This window comes from Geofilum rubicundum JCM 15548 (genome assembly GCF_000974365.1).
In the GTDB taxonomy this organism is placed as follows: Bacteria; Bacteroidota; Bacteroidia; order Bacteroidales; family Marinilabiliaceae; genus Geofilum; species Geofilum rubicundum.
Genome location: NZ_BAZW01000012.1, coordinates 50,689 through 75,787, shown reverse-complemented (window position 1 = coordinate 75,787; position 25,099 = coordinate 50,689). Strand labels below are relative to the sequence as shown.

The window sequence follows — 25,099 nt, the reverse complement described above, 5'->3', positions numbered from 1 at the left end:
AAACTGGACCATATCCAGTCGGAAAGTTTCGACGGCAGGGCCCTCCTGAATTTACGATTTGCCTATGGCGCCGATGTGAATTATGCTTTTATTGATGTGAACGAAAAGACGGATGAGGCCTTGCGCAGCCAGCCTGCCGACCTCGAACGCCCGGCCATTATCAAGGCCTCGGCTTCGGATCTGCCGGTGTTTTATATCAACATTTGGATGGACGATCAGAATCCGGTGAATTTTATGGCTTTGAGTGATTTGACCCGCTCGGTGCTCATTAAGCGCCTGGAACAATTGCCGGAGATTGCCATGGTGGATGTAACGGGGCACCTGGAGCCTGAGCTGTACATTCAGCCCAACGATAATTTGCTCCGCTCCTTGGGAGTAACCCATGGTATTATTGAGAAGGCTTTGGAACAGAACAACTTGTCGATGGGCTCCATTTCGGTGGCAGATGGACAGTACCGCTTCAATATTCGCTTCAGCAATCATCTGCGTACGGTGGAAGACGTCCGGAATATCCGTTTGCGGGTGGGCGACCGAATGATGAAACTTGAAGATTTGGCGGAGGTGCAATTGCGCCCCAAAAAACAGGAAGGCGTCTTTTTGCACAACGGCATGCCTGCGCTTTCTTTGGCCGTGATCAAACAGGCCGATGCCCGCATGGATGAGCTGAAGGAAAAGACAGAAAGCCTGCTTGCGCATTTCAAAACCAACTATGAAGGGGTGCATTTTGAAATAGTAAGGGACCAGACCGCCATCCTGGATTATTCCATCCGTAATTTGCAAACCAACCTGATTTTTGGGGGCTTACTGGCTTTCATCATTCTTTTCTTTTTCCTTCGGGATGCCCGTTCGCCCTGGCTGATTGGTATTTCTGTTCCGGTTTCGCTGGTGGTGAGTTTGCTGTTTTTTCACCTGACCGGCCTCTCCATTAACATTATTTCTTTGTCGGGACTCATTCTGGGAATCGGAATGATCATTGATAACTCCATCATTGTCATTGATAACATCACCCACTACCGGGAAAAGGGAGATCGTCTGGCCACGGCCTGCATTCGGGGAACCAACGAGGTGATTCGTCCGCTGATTTCTTCGGTCCTGACCACCTGTGCGGTATTTGTGCCGCTGGTTTTCATCAGCGGCATGGCCGGGGCCCTGTTTTATGATCAGGCGATGGCTGTGGGCATCGGACTGGTGGCTTCACTTTTGGTTTCCATCACGCTGATTCCGGTTTTGTACCATTTGTTTCATCCGTCGGGACCACAGCTGGACAATCACAAGGGAAAAGTAACGCGGATGCTGGAGCGCATCAATCTTTTTAAGACAGAGGACTTGTATGAGCGGGGCTTTGACCGCGTGTTTCGCCACCGTCGTTGGTATATGGCTTTGTTCCTGGGCTTGCTTCTTCCCGGCTTGTTTCTGGGATGGTATATGAAAAAGGAGCAATTTCCGACCTTTACGCATGACGATGTTTTTTTGGAGCTGGACTGGAATGCGGGGATTCATATCGAGGAGAATATCAGGCGGGTGAACCTGGTGAAGCAGGTGGCGGCCGATTTTTCTGAGTTCAGCAACAGCTATACCGGATCGCAGAACTTTGTGCTGCATAAGGATATGGACCAGTCGGTTTCGGAAGCCAGCTTGTATTTTAAATGCGCCACACCCGCCGGGGTTACAGGACTCAAGGAGCATCTGTCGGATTACCTTACAGAGCACTGGCCGGAGGCCCTGTGGTCCTTCTCATGGCCCGAGACGGTATTTGAAAAACTGTTCAACAACGAGGAAGCTGAACTGGTGCTGCACGTGAGCGACCAGAGTCCGGAAGGCATCCCGAATTTGTCCGATGCCACGGCCATGGTAGAGGCCCTGAAGCAGTCCTTTCCCAATACCGATTTATTTCCGCCCGCTTCTGAAAACTATGTTGAAATTCGCCTGCGAACGGAAATGATGACGCTGTATGACGTGGATTACCAGTCCCTGCTCAACCGCCTGCGCTCGTCTTTAAACGCCTGGCATGTGGGCGTGCTGCACACCGGTTCCCAATACGTGCCCATGGTCATCGGCAACACCCCCATTCCGGTCAACCGCCTGCTGGATGAAATCAAGGTCATGAACCGGGCACAGGTCGAAATTCCGGTCAGTGCCCTGCTATACAAAGTGGATATTAAAGACTACAAGGTACTGCATGGGGGCAGCGGCGGTGTTTTTGTCCCCATCTATTTCGAGCAAAAGCCGGAAGGCGCCATGAGCGAAGTGATGAATAAAATCAGCCACCTGCTCTTCACAGAGTTCAATACCGATGTGAGTTTCTCAGGCAGCTGGTTCACGTCCCGGAAAATGGTGACCGATTTGGCCATCATCCTGCTGATTTCCCTGGTCCTGCTCTATTTCATTCTGGCCGCCCAGTTCGAGTCACTGCGGCAGCCCATCATTCTTTTGCTGGAAGTGCCGCTGGATGTGTCGGGCGCCCTCTTCCTACTCTGGCTCTTCGGGGGAAGCATCAATGTGATGGCCATGATTGGGATTGTTGTGATGAGCGGTATCGTGGTCAACGATTCCATCCTAAAAGTGGATACCATCAACCGCCTTTACCGGTCGGGCATGCCCCTGGTGGCAGCCATCAAAGAGGGCGGGCACCGACGACTCAAACCCATCATAATGACCAGTGTAACCACCATTCTGGCGTTATTACCGGTGCTATGGGGCACCGGCATGGGCAGCGAGCTACAACGGCCTTTGGCCCTGACCGTTATCGGCGGCATGGTATTAGGCACCTTTGTCAGCCTTTATTTCATTCCCCTTTGCTATTACTTTTTGTACCGCCCATCTTCAAAGCGAAAGCGGCCAGTATCATAAAGCACATATAAATTATGAGAACACTAGCAATTTGGATAAGTATTTCTGCATTCTTGCATTGTGCATGTAGTAATAAGCCTACCACAACAGAATCTGCCATAATAAGAAAAGGGGTAACTGAAATTTGCATTAATCCTCCATATGACAACCTATTACAGATGGACTCAATTTTCTCTTCGATTGAAGCCATTAAGCTGGAAACCAACAAACAATGCCTGATTAGTAATCATCGTAAAATATTATTTGATAACAATCAAATCTTTATCTCCAATGAAACAAATAATCTTTTTGTCTTCTCTGACAAAGGCGAATTTATTCGAGAGATATCCAAAAAAGGTCGAGGACCGGAGGAATTTTTTGAACTCAGGGATTTTCAAATTGATTTTGAAGGGAATATCCATATTCTGGACTATTTAAGAGTTTTAGTGTATACAAATGATGGAAAATTAATTGAAACCATAAAGTTTGAAGCTCCTGATAATTCTGTTGTTTTAAATCCACTTGCGTTCTCCTTATCAGAGAAAAAGGGGGAATACTACCTTTGGGGCGGAAGTTTTGGTATTGAATCTAATGTGAACAATAATCATTTTGCCCTTTATAGGATAGATAAATCAGGCAACTTTACTGAAAGATATTTCCCTGTCAAACATTCGATTATGGGAAATGGAAACCGATTTCGATTTTTTGATAATTTCACAAATATTACACCCGTTTTTGGCAACGACACTATTTATAGTATAGATAATGGTGAGCTTAAATCACGCTATTATGTCAACTTTGGAGATAGAAGTTTAAAGGAGAAAATTCCTGATAATTTCTCATCATTAGGGGAATTCAAATCCAGATTGAATAGCAAATATGTAACGGGGATATATGATTTTATTGAAACCTCAAATTGGTGTTACATGACTTTTCCATTTAACGGATTAGTCTATAAGGCGTACTATTCAAAAAAGAGTGAAAATGTTTTTGTATCCTTATCGAATCCAAGATTACCCAATCGAATCGCACCATTATGGATAGATACCAATTTCGACGATAAACTGATTGCGATGAAGAGTGCAGGTTTTATAGTGAGAGAAATAGAAAGACTGATGACGGATACCTCAAAACTTTCAGAAGAAGAAAAGCACTTTATCCAATCACTCCTGGATGTGAAGGATACAGATAATCCGGTGTTATTGGTTTGTGAAATGAAGGAGTAATTGGTTGACAACTGCCATCTTCACATCCCCTCACTCTTAGTCAAAAAATGAAAAGGAACCGAGCGCCCCGACAAATAAAATGTTGTGGGTTTAAAACTTATCCATTTTCTTTGTTGTTATAACATCACGTACATTGTAAGGCAATGTCCGTAATGAAAAATCCAAAAAACAAGAATCGTGAAGCTGATATCCTGGAACGTCAACGGCATTCGTGCCATCGCACAAAAAAACTTTTTTGAGGACTTTAAGAACCTGAATCCCGACATCCTTTGCCTGCAGGAAACCAAGGCGCAGGATGGTCAGGTGGCGGAAACGCTGACCCATGTGGAGGGTTACTACCTGTACAGCAATTCGGCGGGCCGCAAGGGCTATTCGGGGACGGCCATTCTTTCCAAAACGGAGCCTTTGTCGGTCATCAACAACATTGGTTTGGCCGACCACGACACGGAGGGACGGGTGATTTGTGCGGAGTACGAACAGTTTTATCTGATCAATGTGTATGTGCCAATTCGGGGAACGACCTGAGGCGTCTGGAATACCGTCAGAGCTGGGATTTGGCCTTTTTCAACTACCTGAAAAAGCTGGAGAAGCAAAAGCCGGTGATTGTTTGTGGCGATTTTAATGTGGCCCATAAAGCGATTGATTTGGCGCGCCCCAAAGCAAATTATAACAAATCGGCCGGCTTTATGCAGGAGGAAATCGACGGCATGGACCGCTTCACAAGCGGAGGATTGAAAGATACCTTTCGCCACTTTCATCCCGACACGCCGGACCGCTACTCATGGTGGAGCTACCGTGCAGGTGCCCGGGGGAAGAACGTGGGCTGGAGAATCGATTACTTTTTGGTGAGCGAAGCTTTTTTACCTCAGGTAAAAAAGGCGGACATCCTGGACCAGGTGATGGGGAGTGATCACTGCCCGGTACTTCTGGAACTTGAATAATCTTTGCTTGTTTAGGTTCTCCCCTTCTTACCATTTTTTAACAGCCTGAAATTCACGCATACCAGCAATTTTCCATTACTTTGCAGGCATGATTGAGCTTTTGTTGAATCCGCTCCATGTCAGCCCTTTTGTATGGCTGGCCACTTTTACCTGTGCCTTTATCAACGGTCTGTCAAAAGGCGGTCTGAAAGGCCTGGGCATGGTGACCATTCCGGCCATGGTGTTTTTGTACGGAGGCATGGCGTCAACGGGCCTTCTGCTGCCCATACTGATCTTTTCGGACATGCTGGCTTTTCGGATGTACCGGAAAAGCGCCCAATGGAGTCAGGTGAAAAAACTTTTACCCTGGGTGCTTCCGGGTTTGCTGATTGCTGTGGTGGTAGGAAAATACATTCATGATGGTACCTTTAGGGACATTATTGCGGTTCTGATTATTGTGAGTCTGGGCATCCTGCTCTTCTTTGATTTTTTTGGCAAAAAAATCAACCTCTCGCAATCCCCCGTTCTATCGGCCACCACCGGATTTTTGGGTGGTTTTGCATCCATGATTGGCAACGCGGCCGGTCCCATTTTCAACCTCTATCTGTTATCGACCCGCATCTCCAAAAACAGCTTTATTGCGACCGGCGCCATCTTTTTTCTCACCCTAAATGTACTAAAGGTCCCCTTCCACGTTTTTGTGTGGCACTCCATTACCTGGCCCACTTTTCACATGAACCTGCTGATGATTCCGGCCATTGTGGCGGGAGTAGTAACGGGCAAAAAAATTGCCAGCTACATTCCCGAGAAGACTTTCCGCTATCTGGTGCTGATTATTATTGCGCTGTCGGCACTCCTGCTTTTGGTTAAGTAGTTTTTGACAAGCCAGTTATCAGCCTAATTTTGACAAAAAATAAGATTTTGTGCTATATTTGTACATATGGACAAAATTGGAAACATAGAGATTAGAGTTTTCGGAAACAAAGGAAACATAAAGCTTTCTCCTGACAATTATGATGTGAAGGAGATTATTTCTATGCTCCAAAACATAGAAGATCTGTTGTATCCCACCAACAAAAAAGACAGACCAATTATCACTTATGACATTAAGGAAGGATCTGTTAAACACATCTTTAAAACCAGCATTCAAGCTATTATTGGATTTAGTGCCGTTTTATCTCAAATACAAAAGCACAATTCCATCGATTTTTTGGAATTGAGAACAGCTCAAGCAATTGAAAACATCCAGAACTTTTCTTACCAAAAAAATTATGATTTTGAAGTTAAAACATCGGTTGACGAAGACTTGATTTTCAAAATCAACCCACAATCAATGTATGTTCGAACAGAAAATGTTTGGGCCGATGCAGAATTTTATTTTTATGGAACGCTCACCAACGCTGGGGGAAAAAGTAAAGCAAATATTCATTTAGATACAGAGGAATTTGGCTCTCTTACCATAGACACAGATAAAGATTATTTAATGGGGCAAGAAGAGAATTTTTTATATAAAAAATTCGGGATCAGAGCTTTTGGAAAGCAAAACATTGAAACAGGGGAAATTGATAAAAGATCTTTACAGCTAATAGAATTGATTGATTTCAAACCGAAATATGATGACGAATATCTCAACCTATTAATTCATAAAGCTAAAAATAATTGGAAGGGAATTAATCCGGACGAATGGCTAACCAATTTAAGAGGAGACTATGACGCATAGTGTATTACTCGACACCAGCTTTTTTATCCGTCTGCTTAATGATGAAGACCCTTTACACCAAAATGCCAGAGATTATTTCAGGTATTTTCTTGAAAGCGATATCAACATAAAAACTTCAACCATTTCTATTGCAGAATACTGTGTCGGTGGTGCTCTTAATGAACTTCCCTTAATGAATATTCAGGTTTTACCATTCAATCTTGACCATGCTAAAAGGACAGGTGAATTTGCTAAAGCCATTTTTGAAGAAAAAAATATATCCCGGGAAGATTTAAAACCGAGAGCGATTATCCCTAATGACTCAAAGCTTTTCGCTCAAGCAGATTGTGATAAATCCATAGCATTTTTTGTAACATCCGATTCACGTTCTATGAAAACTCACAAGATGCTATCCAAAAGAATTAAGCCAAGTTTTGAAATTATTGACATCAACATTCCATACGATCGACAATTTGGAATATTAGACTTAAAATAAGCAAAGTCTTTCTATTCCTTAAGATTTTGATATCCAACTGTAGGAAGAATTTTGTACTTTTACTCTCGAACTGAGACAAAATTGTAATCCATTTTATTATGACTGCCGATATTGACTGGGGTAATTTATCTTTTACCTATACGACAACCGACTACAACGTACGGTGTTACTACCGTAACGGGAAATGGGGCGAACTGGAAACCAGCTCGTCCGAAACCATTAACATGCACATGGCCGCTACTTGTCTGCATTACGGACAGGAAGCCTTTGAGGGGCTGAAAGCGTTCAGGGGCAAGGATGGAAAAATCCGTATTTTCAGGATGGCCGACAATGCCCAACGGATGCTGGATTCGGCCGATGGCGTTCTGATGGCACGCGTTCCGGTGGATCTTTTTATGAAGGCCTGCCAAAAAGCGGTGGAACTCAACAGCCGTTTTGTGCCACCTTACGGCTCAGGTGCCTCTCTGTACATTCGTCCCATGCTGATTGGCTCTGGTCCCAAAGTGGGCGTATCACCGGCTGATGAATATCTGTTCATGGTCTTTGTGACCCCCGTGGGTCCCTATTTTAAGGAAGGTTTCAAACCCACCAATCTGATGATTACGCGCCAGTACGACCGGGCCGCGCCCAACGGTACGGGCCCATTCAAGGTGGGTGGTAACTATGCGGCAAGTCTGGCCTCCGGTAAAATTGCCCATGAAAAAGGCTATTCGGCGGTTTTGTATCTGGACAGTCGTGAGAAAAAATTTCTGGATGAATGTGGTCCGGCCAACTTCTTCGGCATCAAAAACAATACCTATATCACCCCGCAGTCTAAATCGATATTGCCCTCCATCACCAACAAAAGTCTGATTCAACTGGCAGAAGATCTTGGCTTAAAAACGGAGCGCAGACCTGTGCCTTTGGAGGAGCTGGAGACTTTTGAGGAAGTGGGCGCCTGCGGTACCGCCGCCGTGATTAGTCCGGTGGCCAAAGTGGACGACCTGGATACCGGAAAATCTTATGTCTTTAGCAAGGACGGACAACCGGGTCCCGTTTCGGTAAAATTATACAACAAACTCAGGGCCATTCAGAATGGGGAAGAGCCGGATAAGTACGGCTGGATCACCATTGTGGAGGGTTAACAACCTTGCAAAGTACCTCTAAAAAAACAACAAATTTTTCAGTCTTTATTAAGAATGCGCCAAAGACAAGGCTTTCGAAGTTATTGAAACCAAGGAGTTTACATTTCGTAAATGACTGTTTCAATAACGAGAGTAACGTAGTATTTGGCGTTTTCTTATTAAGACTAAATGACTTTTTAACCGGCTTTTGCATTGATTCATTGCACGTTCAGCACCTTTGTGGTCGAAAAAATTTACCATAAATTAACCTTTTTACAATGCCCTAACTGATAGCTTGTTAAGGTGACCCCGAAGGGCAATCTCCTTCCCTGCCCTACCCAAAGGTTCGTAATAGCTTAAATTACACTAATTTTGCACCCCAATTTGGAAGTTAGTTTATGCAAAACATTAGGAACATTGCTATTATAGCACACGTTGACCACGGTAAGACAACGCTGGTCGACAAAATGCTCATGGCTGGAAAGCTTTTCAAGGATCACCAGCAAATGGGCGAACTTTTTATGGATAACAACGATTTGGAAAGAGAACGTGGTATCACCATTCTTTCGAAAAACGTTTCTGTCATCTGGAAGGATACTAAAATCAACATCATAGATACACCGGGTCACTCCGACTTTGGCGGCGAGGTGGAGCGGGTGCTTAACATGGCCGATGGTGTTTTATTGCTGGTAGATGCTTTTGAGGGACCTATGCCTCAGACGCGCTTTGTACTTCAAAAGGCACTGGCCATTGGCCTGAAACCCATCGTTGTCATCAACAAAGTAGATAAACCGAACTGTCGCCCCGAGGAGGTACAGGAAGCGGTTTTCGATTTGATGTTCAACCTGGAAGCCACCGAACACCAGTTGGATTTCGTAACGGTTTATGGTTCGGCCAGGGACAACTGGATGTCGAACGACTGGAAAACAATCACCACGGATATCAGTTCACTGATGGATACGATTGTGGAGCACATTCCTGCACCTAAGGTGAACGATGGTACCCCGCAAATGCTGATCACCTCTCTGGACTACTCTTCTTACGTGGGACGTATTGCCATTGGACGGGTGCACCGCGGGTCCCTGAAAGCCGGAATGGATATCGCCCTGGTGAATCGCCTTGGTGAAATGCACAAGACAAGAATTAAGGAACTGAATGTATTTGCCGGACTGGGACGAGCCAAGGTGGATGAAGTACTAACGGGTGAGATTTGCGCCATTATTGGTCTGGATAAGTTTGATATAGGTGATTCGGTGTGTGACCTGGAAAATCCGGAGCCATTGGATCCCATTGCCATTGACGAGCCCACCATGAGTATGTTGTTTACCATTAACAACTCACCCTTCTTTGGTAAAGAGGGCAAAATGGTCACTTCTCGACACATCAAAGACCGTCTGGATAAAGAGCTGGAAAGAAACCTGGCGCTTCGTGTCGAGGAAACCGGATCGGCCGATGCCTGGAATGTTTACGGACGGGGTGTTTTGCATTTATCGGTACTCATAGAGACCATGCGTCGTGAAGGGTATGAGCTGCAGGTGGGACAACCACGGGTGATCATCAAAGAAATAGCAGGTGAAAAACATGAGCCGGTTGAAGAACTGACCATTGACCTGCCCGATGAATTTTCGGGACGTGCCATTGAACAGGTGACCCAGCGCAAGGGTGAGTTGAGATCCATGGAACGCAAAGGCGAGCGGGTGCATTTGGAATTTATTATCCCGTCACGTGGTATCATCGGATTGCGCAACAACATGCTGACAGCCACTGCTGGTGAGGCGGTCATGGCCCACCGTTTTATCGAATTTCAACCCTGGAAGGGACACATTGAAAAACGTCAGAATGGCTCTCTTATTTGCATGGAAGCGGGTACCACCTTTGCTTATGCCATCGACAAGTTGCAGGACCGTGGCAAGTTTTTCATCTTCCCACAGGAAGAGGTGTATATGGGACAGGTGATTGGGGAAAACAACCGCGATGGGGATTTGACCATCAACGTGACCAAAAGTAAAAAACTGACCAACATGCGGGCATCGGGCTCGGACGACAAGGTACGCATTGTGCCGCCCATCGTCTTTAGTCTGGAAGAAGCGCTGGAATACATACAAGGGGACGAATATGTGGAGGTGACTCCCAAATCGATCCGTCTTAGAAAGATATTGCTTCAGGAACACGAACGCAAAAGAGGTTCCAAGGAGTAAGAAAAACAAAAAAGTCAGCGCCTCAAGCGCTGACTTTTTTGTTTCACAACTCTTCATGGTGTAAAATTCTGAATCGGGTGTGCCCATAAGGAGTGACATCCAGTCGGTGAAACAAATCCACCCGCGCCATCGGTGGCCCCTGGTGGCATTGTTCCAAAAAATCCCTGATTTGGTCCACCTCTCCTTCGGCATCGATCTCCACCGTTCCGCCCGGAAGGTTTTTAACATGTCCGCTGATCCTGTACCGCACAGCCTGCTTTTCCACAAAGTAGCGGTATCCCACGCCCTGAACACGGCCATCCACCAATACTTTCACTCTCTGCATAGCTTTTTAACCCAAATTTAATCAATGAAGCAAAAAACTGCAAATCAAAATTTTACCCGGACCTTTCCACCTGATTCGGGCTTCCAGAGTTTATTTAGTGGATCGTATTGATACTCCACCCCCATATTAATTTGCGTTTTACGCTTGGAATCATACAGCAACAGGCACGTTTTTAGGAAGACGAATAATCAGTTTTCAAAGTACTGACTTCCTATAATCTGCAAGGGTTTTAAATGGCAGTTTACTTCCTCTTGAAAGCACATTAAAAATAAAATAGTCACATTCGTTCTCATTGAGCAATTGCTTTTCGAAAGCCGCATTCAAAAAATCCATGGTTGTCAAATATGTAATACCATTATCCTTGCAATACTGTTTAATATCCTTTAAATTACTGCTGGCCAGAACATCTTGATGAAATTTACAATAAGCCATGCAGGCACTTTCTCCTGGACCAAACATTTTCTTTAACTTTGCATATTCCTTTATTACATCAATATCAGAGGAGAAGTCAATTTCTTCAAGAAAATTCATCTGCAACAATTTTTCGATTTCAGTGCGAAGAACTCCTTTAAAAACCTCCAGGAAAACGTCTTTCAAAATACACAATCTGTTCGGAAAAATCTGTGGTAACAAGAACAATTGTTCTCCCTTAGAAAAATGGATGATCACATCGGCATCAACAATTATTTTCTTTTCCGTATTAATCGACATCATGGGCATCAATATTATTTAAGGCATCAAATCCTATGCTGCCCATCAAGTCTAAATAGTGCCCTTCTGATATTTTTTCTTTATCGAAAAGTTGCTTGGCCAAAGTTCCAAAATTCCCTACCACCATATTTTGATTACCCTTCTTGTAAAGAGAATCATCATAACCATACTTCCTGGCCGACAGAATGACTTCTGATTTAAAATGGTCAACGCTCTTTTGTGAAATTAGCCCCAACTCTTTAAATCTTATCAAAATAGCATTACGAGAGCAACTAAAGAAGTGTTCAACTTTTAATATTGTCTCAAGTGAAATTTTGTCCTTACTCAATTCCTTATCCGGAATTAGATTAATTATCCCTTCTTTAGGCATCAACAGATTGGCAGCAAATAAATCCGCTTGGTATTCAATGCTGTCCTTCTTGTTAAAAACGCCAGCAGAACTGTGGTGTGGCGTAAAACCTTCCTGAATGTATAGATGATACAATTCATGGCAGATAGAAAAGTGTTGCCTGCCAATGGAGTGCTCTGAATTAATAAGCATAAACCGTGAGCCTCCTACCTTTATAGCCATTCCTGAAAAATTTTCGGAAAGTGGTTTGAAAAGCGTAATGACATTAAGCTTTATTAATAAGCTCTTTAAACGAATAGGATCAGAATTTGAAAACCCATTCTTCGTGCGAAACTCGGATGCTTCTTTTTCTATTCTATAGTTCATTGATGCGCTGCATTTTTAAATAATTCAACACCACCCTTTTGAAAAATGCTATATTATCCAGATCAGATTCAGAATTAGCACTTCTAAAGGCAAAGGCCAGATTCATTTTTTGAAGATCATCATCTTCCTCAAGAAGATCAGATAATTCAACACCAAACAAATCTGCCAATTTATTCATTTCTGTAACAGAAACATCACGCTCTCCTCTTTCATAGTGTGAGATTTGTACACGTGATACACCCAGATATAACGCAAGGTTTTCTTGCGTTAAGGCTTGCGCTTTGCGTAGTTTTGCGATATTATTGCCAACGGTAGTTTCATAGTTATAAGATTGTTCCTTTGTTACAAAAATACAATCAAAATAATTTAAATGCAATATTGTAACAGAAATTCGACCTGAAATACCTTGTTCCCATTAAATGCTTAATGTAACAAACAGCTTATATAAAGAGAACATTGGGGAAGTGCCCCCTGCAACGACTTTGGGGGAAATAAAAAAGCCATTCGAACGAATGGCTTTATTGATTTTGGCTCCTCAGGTAGGACTTGAACCTACGACCTACGGATTAACAGTCCGCCGCTCTAACCAACTGAGCTACTGAGGAAAATGTGCTATTAATATAATCAACCTATGATCTGGCAGCTTTAAAAAAAGCTCCTCAGGTAGGACTTGAACCTACGACCTACGGATTAACAGTCCGCCGCTCTAACCAACTGAGCTACTGAGGAATTTTAAACATCCAAAAGAAATGAATAATGAAGAGGGTTACATTTCTCAAATGCCCTGCAAAACTAAATGCTTTCTGGCAATTATGCAACAAGTTTTGAGAAAAAATTTCATCTTTGTAATCACAAATTGATTATGACAAGATTATGGGAAAAGTTTTAGGAATGGGCAATGCCTCGTGGATATTTTATTGAAATTAGATAACGATCTGGTATTGGAACAACTGGCCCTTCCAAAAGGAAGCATGCAACTGGTAGATATGCTCATGGCCAATAACGTCATTGCGGCTGTCGGCCACAATGGCAGCAGCAAAGCCTCCGGTGGTTCAGCTGCCAACACCATTCATGGTCTGGCCAATCTGGGCATACAGACCGGCTTTCTGGGGAAGGTGGGCAAGGATGAATGGGGCACCTTTTTCCGAAAGGACATGGAAATGAAAAACATTGCCCCCCTCCTGCTGGAGAGCCCCAATGAATCGGGCCGGGCCATTGCCTTGATTTCGCCCGACTCGGAGCGCACCTTTGCCACCTTTTTGGGGGCAGCGGTTGAACTGACGGCCGAAGACATTCCCCATGATTTGTTTGCTGATTATACTTACTTCCACATAGAGGGCTATCTGGTACAAAACCAGCAACTGATTAAAGAGGCGCTGAAAAGGGCCCGGGAGCATGGCTTAATTGTTTCCTTAGATCTGGCCAGCTTCAATGTGGTGGAGGACAATCTGGAATTCCTGCGTGAAATGGTGCGCGATTATGTGGATATTCTTTTTGCCAACGAAGAAGAGGCGAAGGCTTTTACGTCCGGATTGGAAGATCATGCCGCTCTGGACTGGATGGGTGAGTTATGTGACATCACCATTCTGAAAAAAGGACCGGAAGGCTCTTACATCAAGTATCTTGATAAGGTATTTAAAGTCGGCGCCATTAAAGCCAACCCAATTGACACCACCGGCGCCGGTGATTTGTACGCAGCAGGTTTTCTGTACGGACTGATTCATGCGCTGCCCATGGAGACATGCGGCCATCTCGCGCTCTACTCTCCGCCAGAGTCATTGAAGTAATGGGACCCAAAATGGACGACACCATCTGGGCTGCCCTCCGCTCAGAAGTCGAAACCCTCAAGGGCTAAACGTATCCAAAATCCTGAACTTCCAATCCACCTCAAGGAAAAAGGCGGATAAAAATCATTTCCATTTAACCGCCAATTGCGTATTTTTAATACCTCATAAAAAACAACACCATGTACGGCGCATTCAAATCATATTTAGAAAAGGGATTAAAAGAGATCAAGCAATCCGGCCTCTATAAAACCGAAAGAATTATCACCTCTCCCCAGCAGGCGGAGATCAGTGTCAACAAGGGCCAAAAGGTGCTTAATTTTTGCGCCAATAACTATCTGGGGCTATCTTCCCACCCGCGGGTGGTTGAGGCCGCTAAAAGAGCTCTGGACACGCACGGTTATGGCATGTCGTCGGTCCGCTTCATCTGCGGCACCCAGGACATTCACAAAGAGCTGGAAAATACCATTGCCCGCTTTTTTAAGATGGAAGACACCATTTTGTATGCGGCCTGCTTTGACGCCAATGGAGGGGTCTTTGAACCCTTATTTGGCGAAGAGGATGCCATCATCTCGGATGAGTTGAACCACGCCAGCATTATTGATGGTGTGCGCCTGTCCAAAGCAGCGCGTTACCGGTACAAGCATGCGGACATGACCGACCTTGAAGCGAAACTGATAGAGGCGCAAGGCAAGCGTTTCCGGGTCATCGTGACGGATGGGGTGTTTTCAATGGATGGCGATATCGCGCCTTTAAAGTCGATTTGCAATTTGGCCGATCGCTATAAGGCATTGGTGATGGTGGACGACAGTCACGCCTCTGGCTTCATTGGCGAGACCGGTCGCGGCACCCATGAGCACCACCAGGTGATGGATCGGGTGGACATCATTACCGGAACGCTGGGCAAGGCATTGGGTGGAGCCCTGGGCGGCTATACCACGGGGAAAAAAGAGATCATCGATATGCTGCGTCAACGTTCACGCCCCTACCTTTTCAGCAATTCCCTGGCTCCCGCCATTGTCGGTGCGGCGTTGGAGGTATTCAAAATGCTGGAAGAAAGTACGGCGCTGCGCGATAAGGTGATGCGCAACGCGGATTACTTCAAAGAAAAAATCAGGATGGCGGGCTTCGATATCAAACCGACCAACTCGGCCATTGTTGCACTGATGCTTTACGATGCCAAACTGGCGCAGGAGTTTGCATCCAGACTATTGGATGAAGGTATTTATGTGATTGGCTTTTATTATCCGGTGGTGCCGAAAGGTCAGGCCCGCATCCGCATTCAGATTTCAGCGGCGCACGAAACACCGCAGCTGGATAAAGCCATTGAAGCCTTTGTAAAAATTGGCAAAGCACTCAAGGTGATTGATTAGAATCAACGAGAGTGGCGGGACTTTTGGCAAAGCAGTCCCAGCTTGTAAAGATCCAGAAGAAGAAGGGAGTCGCTGCCCTGTAAAAATTGCTTTTTCATGGCTGGTTCAACCCGGTTGAACAACTGATTAAAAAGGCGGGTCAATCCCGCTTTTTTGATGAACAGATAGTATCTGAACAACTTAAAACCCTCAGCCAGTTCGGCCTGGTCGCCTATCAGCACGAGATTGTCGATGCTTTGCTCCAACTTTTTAAGGTAGGCGTCGGCCCGATCGATGCCCTGATGGAAAACGGCGTTTTCGATGTGCACAAGGGGTACTTTGTGGCGCTTCAGGGCAAGCCCAAACAGCGTATCTTCATGCCCGTATCCCCGCATGTTTTCATCAAAAGCCAACTTCGACATGAGGTTTTTGGGAACCATAAAATTGGAGGAAAGAAAACTGGCATAAGGTTCGGCCTGCCGGCGTTTCAGACTGCGTACTTCGCGCTTCACACCCACCTTCCACCTGAGCCAAAGAGAGGGGTCTTGGGGGCGTTCGTGGTACTGTAAGCCACCAACAACTACTTGGCCCGGGCGACAATAAGCGGCGTATTTGGCAATAAAATCATCGGGCACATCGCAGTCGCAATCCATAAATATCAGATACTCACCCAAGGCCATTTCAGCCAAATGGTTGCGCGTGCGCGAGCGTCCCTGGTTCTTTTGGGAGATAAAACGGATGTGATTGAGTTTGGACAGGCTGTCATTAAACGGCGCATAGGCCTGATCTGAGCCATCGTCCAAAAAAAGAATCTCTACCGGAAAATCAGCCAAATGAGCTTGTTTGCTCAGCTTCATGGCCAAAGGGGTAACATGGTAGTTGTAAACAGGCACACAGACAGTTATCATAGATGCTCCTTTTCTGGTAATAAAGGTGACCGTTAGGTCTGCCAAATATATACAAAAGGACCGAAACCTGATGGTTGCGTCGGCCGGATTTAAAAACAGGGCGGTTCGTAACGAACCGCCCTGCTTCTATATTTTGAAAACCTTCACCTGATTACTCGTTTAATATCACTTTAAAATCGAGGGTGAAATCATCGTAAATCATGTTGTCGCCAAGATTATCAAAAAAACTTTTGGAACCGTAACGCACATCATACTTGGAACGGTCCACCACCAATTGTCCGGTAAAGACCCGGTGACCGTCTTTGGTGTCCATGGTGGCTTTAATGGTTACCGGCTCGGTATTCTTCTTAATGGTCAGTTTTCCAGTAAACTCGTAGGTATTGTCCTTTACCAAAACACCTTTGTCAATCACCAGCTTGGCGGTTGGGTAAGTGGCCACACCAAAAAAGTCATCTGATTTCAGGTGTCCCTCCAATTTGGCATTGGTTTCGGGATCCTCTATATCCTCTACAACAATACTGGTCATGTCCACAATGAACTCGCCCGAGGTATAGGCCCGTCCTTCACTATTGAGGTGGCCCGATATAAATTTGATGTCTCCATTGTGCTGACCACCAATTTTTTTGCCGGTCCACTCAATGCTACTTTTAGCTACATCCAATGACAGTTGCTGAGCTGAAGCTGTAAAACCTGCCACTAAAAGCGCTATAAATAATGTTGTTGTTTTCATAATTCACAATTTTAGATGTTTAATAATGAGAGATAAACATCCGAGTTGAGAAAATGTTCATGGCCGGAGTTCAAACAATAAACAAAATCTAATCGACAACAATATTCAGTTCCGCACCTGCTAAATCGGTTCGACTTCCATAATCAATAACACCCAGAATATTGTAGGGACCGGGGGCCATAGCTTCGGGTAGAAGGAACCTGACCATCCGTTTACCCCCTGGAAGTATTGAAAAAGGCTTATTCATGATACGCTCTGTCTCCCCCGAAACGGTATTCAGCACATCCAGATAAGGAACGCAATCGACAATGGCTGTTCCGGAATTTTCCACCTCCATCAACAAGGTAACCTGCGCATCCTGACCTTCAGTCACGTTTTGAAAACTAAGAACCGATGCTTCCTTCATATCCTGCAATGCCGGGGGGGTCTGAAATACATGAAACAAAAACTGAAAAGTCTGTATTATCTGCATACCCGTCACATCAGCCCCTCGCTCATTCAGCGCCGATCGTTCTGATGCTAAACGAACTTGTCCGGTAGCCCATCTGACCGATAAGGCTTCAGGTGTGGATGGAACCTGAATGCGTATCTCTACATCTTTTGTCTCGCCGGGAGCCACTTCAAAAAAGGCAGGTGTGGCCGACAACCAATGGGCACAACCACTGGAAAAATCGTCGTCTACCAAAGATGTTTTCCCCTGATTTCCTTCAGAATCAAAATTGGCGAATGATATCTGAAAGGTTTCAGGCTTTTCTCCATTATTTGTCACTCTGAGCAATTGAATGCCCGATTCACCCGGTGCCTGTTTAAAATAAAACCGGGAAGGAGAAATAGAGGCACTTTGCGCCATCACACCTAAAGAAAACAAAGTCAATAAACACGAAACAACCATCTTCTTCATCATAATTCAATTTTTCTAAAACAAATTAACAACACCTAACGACCTATTGTATTAAACTACTCTTCATCAATATTAGACGGCGCCATACGAATGTTGCGCTGGCGCTCTACCAGTTGGAAATTAACGGTATAGTTTCCGGCAGCGGCTGATATGCTTAAAACAACATCATTGTCGACAAACATAAATCGCTGATCAATGGCCCCTTCATTGACCGAAATAGTATATTCTCCTCCCGGTAAATACAACACAAATCTACCATCCCTGTCGGTAAGCGAACTAAAAGAGCTATTGTCCGCATTATTGGTAGCGGTTACCCGAATATTATCTATCAGAACATCGCGCTGTGTACCGTACCGGTCGCGTTGCAACAATATACTCCCACTCAACCTGGCACCATCACTATACGGCAGAAAAAGCGTCCGGTTACCCGAAACTTCTTTATAAAAGCGTTTAATGTCGGCCATGGCCCCCTGTGCGGTCAAGGGTATGGTTTCAATGATGTAGTTGCCTTTGGGTAAGTTCCTGAAAGAAACGACTCCCTCATCATCGGAAATAAGACTGTACGCTTCTGTCTCATAATAAAAATCATTGCCATCCATATCTCGCATCGGGCTATCCGGGCTGGCCTTGACTAATACATCGGGAATGCCATGTTCGGCACCATCTAAAATTCCGTTGCCATTGGCATCCTGAAAAACGACAAAGCGGGCATCATAATTGCGCGGCATGGATGCCGGAACATTCAGATTAAACTTAAGTCCCGCCCCATACTCGGTATAGCCATAAGAAGTAGCCGATTGGGTAATGGTTGTCGGCACCCCGCCTCGAACGATGTCTCTGTCGTAATCCCCATGACCAAAAATCATGTGTCGTGCATAAACGGAAAAAACAAAGCCATTTCTTGATCTGTAAAACAGTTCAGGCAGAAAATTAAACTGATGTCGGTTCTGATAAGTAGCGTAGTAATAATTCAGCCCCGTATGTAAATTGATATAATCGCTGAACAACCACCAATCATGCAGCAAATTGAGATAGACTTTTTGAGGATTAAAACCGGTTTGAATGTATTCCATCTGATCCATCGTTGTATATGGACCATAGTAGTAGCGCACAGAGGCATTGACATCTTTGTAACGCAAAGATGCCCGGGCATTGGCAACAAAAATGGTTGCTAAATCCTCTATTTCCGGAAAAGCCATAGCCCCCAAAAAAGCATTGGCAAAAACACTTACCTGCCCCGTCCGGGTACGATAATCCAAATCCACCCCATAATTATCGCTGAAAAGATAGGAGCTGCGCATAAGATACCAAACCGCTCCCAAACCATAATTATCCGATCCGTGTCGTTGATGATACTTGAGAAGCACCCTGGTGCGCTCATTAAAAACAGAATCGGTGAGTAATTGTCCCCGACTGTAACGCTGTGGGTCATATTCAAAAAGCGAAGCTGACAGGCTTAAGCGATTGTTATCATCCATGGAATAGCTTAAGCTGGTGGCAGCTGATAATACACCGTTTTGTGCGACATACCCGGGAGAACCGTAATACCCATTGGCAGAAAAATTAAATTTCTGGATGCTTGTATTATAACCAAAACGTGCTAAATAACCATTGACAACAAAGGAGGAATCCGGCACCCAAGCGTGTGTTTCAGCACTATAGCCACCTCCCAAACGCAATCGGTGTCGGGGGATAAACTGCCAGGAGACATCTGCGGTTGCCAGAACCGACTCGGTGTGCCGGATTTTACTCTCGGTGAACTGCCCATAACCATCCACTCTCAACTTTTGTGTGTTGTACGAATAGAAACTGCCCATGCCACTCCCAGTGGATTCATTCATCAGGTCAGGTTGCCGCAAATAGATGCCTCCAATCCGGTGGTTACCGTAAATATAACTTCCCCGCAACCCCTTTCCGCTGATACCGTATCCTGCCTTATTCATGGAAAGGTTACCTGCTTCAAGGGTCATTTTCTGACTAAAATAGCCCATGTAGTGATAATTCCCCAGAAAAGATTCCAGGTTCATTTGATTTTGCAAAAAATCCGTCTGATAATAGTAGTTTAAAAGTCCGTTGTTGCGCTCAAACTCCTTTGTCCCGGAGAGGCTAAGTGTGGCGTAAGTGTAATCAGAAACAATGTTATAGGTATTAAAAGCCACTGTAAGTGGTAAGGCATTAAAGCGGGAGGGTTCCATTTTTGCATCACTGTCCAACCTAAAGCACTCAACTGCACCTGTCCATGTACGCCCGGCTTGTCGAACCCCTCCCTGTGATTGAACAGAAAGCTTTATGCGGTAAGTTTGGTCCTCATAGCCACGTGGCTGCCCATCTGGTCGGGACATCTTAGCAATCAACTTCACAGGCAACCAAAGAACAGTATCCTGCCCAGGAGGCAACTGAACGGCCATCTCCAGCTGCCGGATAAAACCATTGTCACTGTCAAAAACCAAACCCTCGGGTGCCTCTGCACGCATCATCAATCGTTCATTGGTGTTTCCGTCATTAGAAAGGCGTAAAGAAACACTGGCTGTATCTGAATTATGTGCGAAGTAGAGCCGATTGCCCGAAGTGGAGACCAACCAGGCACTTGTGCGCAATAATCGCACACTCCATTCAGCGTTGGCAATAACCATGCCCCTTAAGGAAACGACTGCATTCAGGGCATAATTTAATTCCCCATTTAGTGGCGTTCCACTACTGATACGTACAGGAACAAAGGCAGAATCACTGGCTGCCACATGAACCGTTCGGGTATTCTGTCCCCATAATTGCCATCCATTCGGCGCAATCAGTTGCACCTGAACATCCTGAGATTGTCCGGAATTGTTCCTAATCACAAGAACATTGGAAGCCAGGCCTTCATCCTTTAAGTCGGTTGCGGCAGACCTGAAACGGACTTCCAAACCACCTGCCTGGGCATGCAGATCAATGTGCCCCACCAGTAACAAACAACTTATTAAAACAATATAGCAGATTCGCCCCATGCACAACTTATAAATCCTGAACAATAACATAGTCAATTCTCAACTCATAAAGACCGGCCCGGTATTCAAGTCCCGGAACAATCCTTAAATCAACATCAAAGCGGTAGCAATTAGGATTTAAAACAAAACTTCCTGGCGCATTGGCTCCGGTGTTGGGACAAGCCACTAAAGCATCGGTAGCAGCAGATCCAATTAAGTAAACCGGATCAGACAGATCGCGCAGTGGAACAAAATTGGACACCTGAGAAGTGTTGGAACCATTTCTGGCCCTCAATTGAAGTATAGAAACAGGAGGTCTGTCCCCATTTAAAGAATAAAGACTAACCTCATCCCAAAACCCTGGCAAATCAGAGGTTGTTCCAACGTACAAGTCCCATTGATCCGTAGTTTCAATATTAAGCTGAATGGCATTCACGCGTGTAACTCCCGCGAGGTATTGATTAACCGTTGTAAATTCAAAGGCCACATTGGGGGATGTTTTTAGTTCAAAACTGACCGATTGCCCCTCAGCCGTCGTACTTAAACAGGGTGTGACCATTATCAAAATAAGGTAAAAGGATAGCGTGCGAAACATACATTATATTTCCTACCAAAATAAGCAAAAAAAAGGAAACAGGGCTTACCTCCCCCGTTTCCTTTCAAGTACTAAAGACCAAAATGTTATAAATCTTCAACTAAGGAATAAACAACTTCCATATAATAGTAGCCCGCCTGAGCAAAAGCAATATTGTTTCCATCCAATGTTAAATCAACACCGGTAGTAGCAAAAGTGGCGGGAACTTCAGGTCTCAAACGCATATCGATACGAAACTGGTGGGTGTCGGGATTAGCAGATGCGGTTCCCGGGTCAAAAGACTGACCGGCTGCGGTACCAAATTCCCCGGCCAGAAACTGAGTGGCAGCAGTGGGCACACCGGCGGCTACAGTAGAGTTGGTCAAACCCAACAATGAAGTGAAGGCATTCATATTTACAGGTGCTGCACTGGTTACTGAAGATTGCATCTCCAAAATTTCAGCAGGCAATACAGGGTTACCATTGGTTGAATAAGCTTCAACCTGTGTCCAATTATCCGTACTGGCATAAACGAACAAGTCCCAGGCCAAAGTCGCATCCACTTCCAATTGCGTGGCATTAAAACGGGTAATGCCCTGCTGGTATTCCTGAATGGTTTTGAATACAAAATCAACTTGCGGATTGGTGGTCATTGTCAAATTTAAAATCCCGCGCAAATCCATTGTTACATAATTGTACTCCTCATCACTTAATTGTGCAGAAGCGTTTGGCGCCATTGATAACCCAAGTATCATTGCGGCAGCAAATGTTAGTAATTGTTTTCTCATATCAATCAGCATTTAATTAAAAATAACAACTATAATATATTAAATTTTAGAACATTAAAAACAATATAGTAACGCCAGCGGTATACTTTCCTGTGGTCTTTTGCAGAAAAGTATAATGCGGCTACGCTGCATTATACTAACAATAAGGGGAAAAAGTTACCCCTTTTTTCAATCCAGACGCAAAAATTTTAACTACCTGTCTGTCCCCATCTGCCAACTCAATCTTTCTTCTGGTATAACACAGAAACTCCTCCGATTTTAACAGAGTTCCGTGCATAATTTCCTATTTTTGGGGCTACACCAAAAAAATCAGGATGATGGATAAAATCAAACCACTGCTCCCCTATCTGGCAGCCATTGCATTCTTTATTGTAATCACATTGATCTATTTCAGTCCCGTGCTGGAAGGAAAAAAGTTGCCTCAGATGGACAACACGCATGCCATTGGCATGGCGCAGGAATTGGTCGAACTTGAGGATGAAACCGGCGAGAGGGCCCAATGGACCAACTCCATGTTTGGCGGCATGCCGGCCTATCAGATAAAGGCGGATGCTTCTGCCAACTTGTTTTCTTATGTCAACAGAGCCGTTCGTTTGGGACTCCCCTACCACACGGTGGCCATCGTCTTTCTTTATCTGCTGGGCTTTTTTATTCTGATGCGCAGCATGGGCTTCAGTCACTGGCTCAGCATTATTGGCAGTTTGGCCTTTGCCTTCGGCTCTTATAACTTCATCATTATTATTGCGGGACATATCACCAAGGCCTACGCCATAGCACTTATGGCTCCGGTGATTGGCGGCATTCTCTATACCTACAATAAAAACAAATGGGGCGGTGCCCTTTTTACGGCGGTAGCACTGGGCAGTGAAATTGCCTATAACCATGTGCAAATCACCTATTATCTGGCCTTACTGGTATTAATTCTAATTTTGGACCGGTTGTACCGGGCCATTGTTGATAAGACTTTTCCCGACTTCCTGCAGCGCACGGGCCTTTTGGCTGTGGCGGCGGTTTTGGCCATTATGCCCAACATCTCTAACCTGTGGACCACCTACGAATACGGACAGGAAAGCATGAGGGGACAGTCGCTCCTGGCCGAAGAAACCACGCAAAAAAAGGTGAGCGGACTGGATCCGGATTACGCCTTTGCCTGGTCGTACGGAAAAGCGGAGACGCTAACCCTGCTGATTCCTAACTTTCATGGTGGCGCCTCGGAGCCCATCGGACAAGATCCGGACCTGGGAGATGGCCTGCAACAGCGCATTGCCGGTTTTCTAAGTCAGAAAGGCATCAATTACGGCCAGCAACAACCCCAATTTGTCAACCAGCTGGCCAATGAAATTTTACAGCAATCAAAATACTGGGGCAGCAAGCCTTTTACTTCCGGACCGGTTTATGTGGGTGCCATCGTGTGTTTTCTGTTTGTCCTGGCCCTTTTCTTTTACCAAGGCCGGGAAAAATGGTGGTTACTGGCAGGCACCATTTTATCGATCCTTTTGGCCTGGGGAAATAACCTCGAGTGGTTCAACCTATTCCTGTTTGATCATTTCCCCCTTTACAATAAATTCAGAACGGTTGAGATGACACTGGTGTTGGCCGCATTGACTATGCCGGTACTGGCCTTGTTGGGACTCAAAAAAGTAACGGAAACGCCACAGATTATTCGGGAAAACCCCAATAAATTTCTATTGGCGCTTGGACTGACCGGTGGCGTGGCGCTTATCTTTTATTTGATTCCGGGGAGCTTCCTTAATTTCATCAGCGAACAGGAGTTAAATGCCATCAACGCCCAAAAGGCGGCCAACCCGGATCAGGCTTTTATCTACGATTTGTTTGTCCAGGAGATGCAGTTCATGCGGACCAACCTCTTGAAAACGGATGCCTTCCGGTCTTTGATCTTTATCGCTCTGGCCAGTGGTTCTCTGTGGTTTTTCTCACGCAACAGCATCAGCGTCAAATATTTGCTACCCGGTTTGGCCATTCTCATTTTGGTAGACCTGTGGGGCGTCGATAAGCGCTACCTGAACAATGAGCACTTTGAGTCCAAGCGAATGGTGAATCAGCCCTTTACAGCAACAGCGGCGGATAAAATGGTGCTGGAGGACAAAGATCCCAACTACCGGGTATTCTCGGTCTATCGAAATCCCTTCAATGAGGTACACACCAGCTACTTTCACAAATCCATTGGCGGTTACCATGGTGCGAAACTCCAAAGGTATCAGGATGTTATCGACTGGTACATTCAGAACGATTTACAAGTTTTGCGCCGCATGATGCAACAAAGTCAGCCCAACGAGGCCATTCAGACTGCCTTGCAAAAGATGCCGGTACTTAACATGTTAAATACCCGCTATGTCATCCACAACCCGGAAGAAGAGCCCGTCAGAAACCCCTTCGCCATGGGCAATGCCTGGCTGGTGAATGATGTATTGACCGTTACGAGCACCCGGGATGAAATAGAGGCACTGGCAGAGGTTAATCTGAGTGAGACAGCAATTGTGCACAGCGAATTTGCCGGGATTTTGGAGAACCAGACGGTTGGCGCGGAATCCGGTACCATTGAGCTGACCGACTATCATCCTGAGAAATTGACTTATCAATCGGAGACCGGCTCAGCACAACTGGCGGTCTTTAGCGAGATATACTACAACAAGGGATGGAAGGCCTTTGTGAACGATACTGAAGTGCCCGTTTTGAGGGTCAATTATTTACTGAGGGGCATTTTTGTACCGGGCGGAACCAACACCATTGAATTTCGCTTTGAACCGGCCTCCTACAGATACGGAAAGGCCTTGGCCTATTTTGGTTCTGTTCTGATCCTTGTTTTGATGGTGGCTTGGTTTATCCGCCGAAGAAAAGAACAGAAAAGGAGCTAAT

Annotated in this window: 20 protein-coding genes, 2 tRNA genes and 1 pseudogene; 11 read left to right on the top strand and 12 right to left on the bottom strand. The window is 45.2% G+C overall.

Annotation, left to right across the window (positions count from 1 at the left end):
• From JCM15548_RS08315 to typA, 8 genes and pseudogenes are all read left to right on the top strand, one after another.
• The coding region (locus JCM15548_RS08315) for an efflux RND transporter permease subunit (protein ID WP_062124262.1) at positions 1 to 2,850 on the top strand (2,850 nt) is incomplete at its 5' end.
• A 14-nt stretch (positions 2,851 to 2,864) separates the two neighbouring features.
• A complete protein-coding gene (locus JCM15548_RS08310; protein ID WP_083985044.1) occupies positions 2,865 to 4,055 on the top strand; it encodes a DUF4934 domain-containing protein in 1,191 nt (396 codons plus the stop codon).
• 177 nt (positions 4,056 to 4,232) lie between these two features.
• A pseudogene (locus JCM15548_RS08305) lies at positions 4,233 to 4,996 on the top strand (exodeoxyribonuclease III).
• 88 nt (positions 4,997 to 5,084) lie between these two features.
• Complete coding sequence (locus tag JCM15548_RS08300) at positions 5,085 to 5,849, top strand: sulfite exporter TauE/SafE family protein (RefSeq protein WP_083985043.1); 765 nt, start codon at positions 5,085 to 5,087, stop codon at positions 5,847 to 5,849.
• A gap of 66 nt (positions 5,850 to 5,915) precedes the next feature.
• The gene (locus tag JCM15548_RS08295; protein WP_062124251.1) at positions 5,916 to 6,695 is read left to right on the top strand and encodes a hypothetical protein; all 780 of its coding nucleotides are present in this window, start codon (positions 5,916 to 5,918) and stop codon (positions 6,693 to 6,695) included.
• Complete coding sequence (locus tag JCM15548_RS08290; RefSeq protein ID WP_062124245.1) at positions 6,685 to 7,170, top strand: type II toxin-antitoxin system VapC family toxin; 486 nt, start codon at positions 6,685 to 6,687, stop codon at positions 7,168 to 7,170. The genes JCM15548_RS08295 and JCM15548_RS08290 overlap by 11 nt, the downstream gene beginning before the upstream one ends.
• A 98-nt stretch (positions 7,171 to 7,268) precedes the next feature.
• Positions 7,269 to 8,294 (top strand): branched-chain amino acid aminotransferase, encoded by a 1,026-nt coding sequence (locus JCM15548_RS08285; protein ID WP_062124239.1) that lies wholly within the window; start codon positions 7,269 to 7,271, stop codon positions 8,292 to 8,294.
• Positions 8,295 to 8,671: 377 nt separating this feature from the next.
• Positions 8,672 to 10,471: a translational GTPase TypA gene (typA, locus tag JCM15548_RS08280; protein WP_062124232.1), complete on the top strand. Its 1,800-nt coding sequence runs from the start codon at positions 8,672 to 8,674 to the stop codon at positions 10,469 to 10,471.
• 43 nt (positions 10,472 to 10,514) lie between these two features.
• Here the strand turns inward: typA and JCM15548_RS08275 are convergent, their stop codons facing one another.
• The 6 genes from JCM15548_RS08275 to JCM15548_RS08250 form a co-directional block, all read right to left on the bottom strand.
• The gene (locus JCM15548_RS08275) at positions 10,515 to 10,796 is read right to left on the bottom strand and encodes an acylphosphatase (RefSeq protein ID WP_062124227.1); all 282 of its coding nucleotides are present in this window, start codon (positions 10,794 to 10,796) and stop codon (positions 10,515 to 10,517) included.
• Between the two features lie 195 nt (positions 10,797 to 10,991).
• Complete coding sequence (locus JCM15548_RS08270) at positions 10,992 to 11,510, bottom strand: PIN domain-containing protein (RefSeq protein ID WP_157482552.1); 519 nt, start codon at positions 11,508 to 11,510, stop codon at positions 10,992 to 10,994.
• Positions 11,497 to 12,222: an ImmA/IrrE family metallo-endopeptidase gene (locus JCM15548_RS08265; RefSeq protein ID WP_062124220.1), complete on the bottom strand. Its 726-nt coding sequence runs from the start codon at positions 12,220 to 12,222 to the stop codon at positions 11,497 to 11,499. Before JCM15548_RS08265 ends, JCM15548_RS08270 begins: the two co-directional genes overlap by 14 nt.
• Positions 12,212 to 12,598, bottom strand: coding sequence for a helix-turn-helix domain-containing protein (locus tag JCM15548_RS08260; protein ID WP_062124217.1), 387 nt, complete (start codon positions 12,596 to 12,598; stop codon positions 12,212 to 12,214). The genes JCM15548_RS08265 and JCM15548_RS08260 overlap by 11 nt, the downstream gene beginning before the upstream one ends.
• A gap of 152 nt (positions 12,599 to 12,750) precedes the next feature.
• Positions 12,751 to 12,827: transfer RNA gene (locus tag JCM15548_RS08255), tRNA-Asn, on the bottom strand.
• A gap of 50 nt (positions 12,828 to 12,877) precedes the next feature.
• A tRNA-Asn gene (locus JCM15548_RS08250) sits at positions 12,878 to 12,951 on the bottom strand.
• 176 nt (positions 12,952 to 13,127) lie between these two features.
• Here JCM15548_RS08250 and JCM15548_RS08245 point away from each other — a divergent pair.
• Positions 13,128 to 14,009: an adenosine kinase gene (locus tag JCM15548_RS08245; protein ID WP_227625597.1), complete on the top strand. Its 882-nt coding sequence runs from the start codon at positions 13,128 to 13,130 to the stop codon at positions 14,007 to 14,009.
• A gap of 179 nt (positions 14,010 to 14,188) precedes the next feature.
• Positions 14,189 to 15,379, top strand: a complete 1,191-nt coding sequence (gene kbl / locus JCM15548_RS08240; RefSeq protein WP_062124215.1) for a glycine C-acetyltransferase — start codon at positions 14,189 to 14,191, stop codon at positions 15,377 to 15,379.
• A gap of 2 nt (positions 15,380 to 15,381) precedes the next feature.
• Here kbl and JCM15548_RS08235 read toward each other — a convergent pair whose 3' ends face one another.
• The 6 genes from JCM15548_RS08235 to JCM15548_RS08210 all read right to left on the bottom strand — a co-directional run bounded on the left by JCM15548_RS08235 (position 15,382) and on the right by JCM15548_RS08210 (position 22,222).
• The gene (locus JCM15548_RS08235; protein WP_062124213.1) at positions 15,382 to 16,266 is read right to left on the bottom strand and encodes a glycosyltransferase family 2 protein; all 885 of its coding nucleotides are present in this window, start codon (positions 16,264 to 16,266) and stop codon (positions 15,382 to 15,384) included.
• A gap of 151 nt (positions 16,267 to 16,417) precedes the next feature.
• Entirely contained in the window at positions 16,418 to 16,996 is a 579-nt protein-coding gene (locus JCM15548_RS08230) for a YceI family protein (RefSeq protein ID WP_083985041.1), read from the bottom strand.
• Positions 16,997 to 17,084: 88 nt separating this feature from the next.
• A complete protein-coding gene (locus JCM15548_RS08225; protein ID WP_062124209.1) occupies positions 17,085 to 17,900 on the bottom strand; it encodes a fimbrial biogenesis chaperone in 816 nt (271 codons plus the stop codon).
• Positions 17,901 to 17,953: 53 nt separating this feature from the next.
• Positions 17,954 to 20,881, bottom strand: coding sequence for a hypothetical protein (locus tag JCM15548_RS08220; protein ID WP_157482548.1), 2,928 nt, complete (start codon positions 20,879 to 20,881; stop codon positions 17,954 to 17,956).
• A 7-nt stretch (positions 20,882 to 20,888) separates the two neighbouring features.
• A complete protein-coding gene (locus JCM15548_RS08215) occupies positions 20,889 to 21,419 on the bottom strand; it encodes a hypothetical protein (protein ID WP_157482546.1) in 531 nt (176 codons plus the stop codon).
• A 122-nt stretch (positions 21,420 to 21,541) separates the two neighbouring features.
• Entirely contained in the window at positions 21,542 to 22,222 is a 681-nt protein-coding gene (locus tag JCM15548_RS08210) for a hypothetical protein (protein ID WP_157482544.1), read from the bottom strand.
• Positions 22,223 to 22,536: 314 nt separating this feature from the next.
• Here JCM15548_RS08210 and JCM15548_RS08205 point away from each other — a divergent pair, with 314 nt between their 5' ends.
• Complete coding sequence (locus tag JCM15548_RS08205) at positions 22,537 to 25,098, top strand: YfhO family protein (RefSeq protein WP_227625596.1); 2,562 nt, start codon at positions 22,537 to 22,539, stop codon at positions 25,096 to 25,098.
• The last annotated feature ends 1 nt before the right edge of the window (position 25,099 follow it).

Excerpts from the sequence above, each read along its gene's own strand:
- kbl (WP_062124215.1), top strand. The coding sequence starts at position 14,189 with ATGTACGGCGCATTCAAATCATATTTAGAAAAGGGATTAAAAGAGATC.
- JCM15548_RS08275 (WP_062124227.1), bottom strand. The coding sequence starts at position 10,796 with ATGCAGAGAGTGAAAGTATTGGTGGATGGCCGTGTTCAGGGCGTGGGA.
- JCM15548_RS08210 (WP_157482544.1), bottom strand. The coding sequence starts at position 22,222 with ATGAGAAAACAATTACTAACATTTGCTGCCGCAATGATACTTGGGTTA.
- JCM15548_RS08230 (WP_083985041.1), bottom strand. The coding sequence starts at position 16,996 with ATGAAAACAACAACATTATTTATAGCGCTTTTAGTGGCAGGTTTTACA.
- JCM15548_RS08290 (WP_062124245.1), top strand. The coding sequence starts at position 6,685 with ATGACGCATAGTGTATTACTCGACACCAGCTTTTTTATCCGTCTGCTT.
- JCM15548_RS08295 (WP_062124251.1), top strand. The coding sequence starts at position 5,916 with ATGGACAAAATTGGAAACATAGAGATTAGAGTTTTCGGAAACAAAGGA.
- typA (WP_062124232.1), top strand. The coding sequence starts at position 8,672 with ATGCAAAACATTAGGAACATTGCTATTATAGCACACGTTGACCACGGT.
- JCM15548_RS08310 (WP_083985044.1), top strand. The coding sequence starts at position 2,865 with ATGAGAACACTAGCAATTTGGATAAGTATTTCTGCATTCTTGCATTGT.
- JCM15548_RS08215 (WP_157482546.1), bottom strand. The coding sequence starts at position 21,419 with ATGGTCACACCCTGTTTAAGTACGACGGCTGAGGGGCAATCGGTCAGT.
- JCM15548_RS08300 (WP_083985043.1), top strand. The coding sequence starts at position 5,085 with ATGATTGAGCTTTTGTTGAATCCGCTCCATGTCAGCCCTTTTGTATGG.
- JCM15548_RS08270 (WP_157482552.1), bottom strand. The coding sequence starts at position 11,510 with ATGATGTCGATTAATACGGAAAAGAAAATAATTGTTGATGCCGATGTG.
- JCM15548_RS08205 (WP_227625596.1), top strand. The coding sequence starts at position 22,537 with ATGATGGATAAAATCAAACCACTGCTCCCCTATCTGGCAGCCATTGCA.
- JCM15548_RS08225 (WP_062124209.1), bottom strand. The coding sequence starts at position 17,900 with ATGATGAAGAAGATGGTTGTTTCGTGTTTATTGACTTTGTTTTCTTTA.
- JCM15548_RS08265 (WP_062124220.1), bottom strand. The coding sequence starts at position 12,222 with ATGAACTATAGAATAGAAAAAGAAGCATCCGAGTTTCGCACGAAGAAT.
- JCM15548_RS08285 (WP_062124239.1), top strand. The coding sequence starts at position 7,269 with ATGACTGCCGATATTGACTGGGGTAATTTATCTTTTACCTATACGACA.
- JCM15548_RS08235 (WP_062124213.1), bottom strand. The coding sequence starts at position 16,266 with ATGATAACTGTCTGTGTGCCTGTTTACAACTACCATGTTACCCCTTTG.
- JCM15548_RS08220 (WP_157482548.1), bottom strand. The coding sequence starts at position 20,881 with ATGGGGCGAATCTGCTATATTGTTTTAATAAGTTGTTTGTTACTGGTG.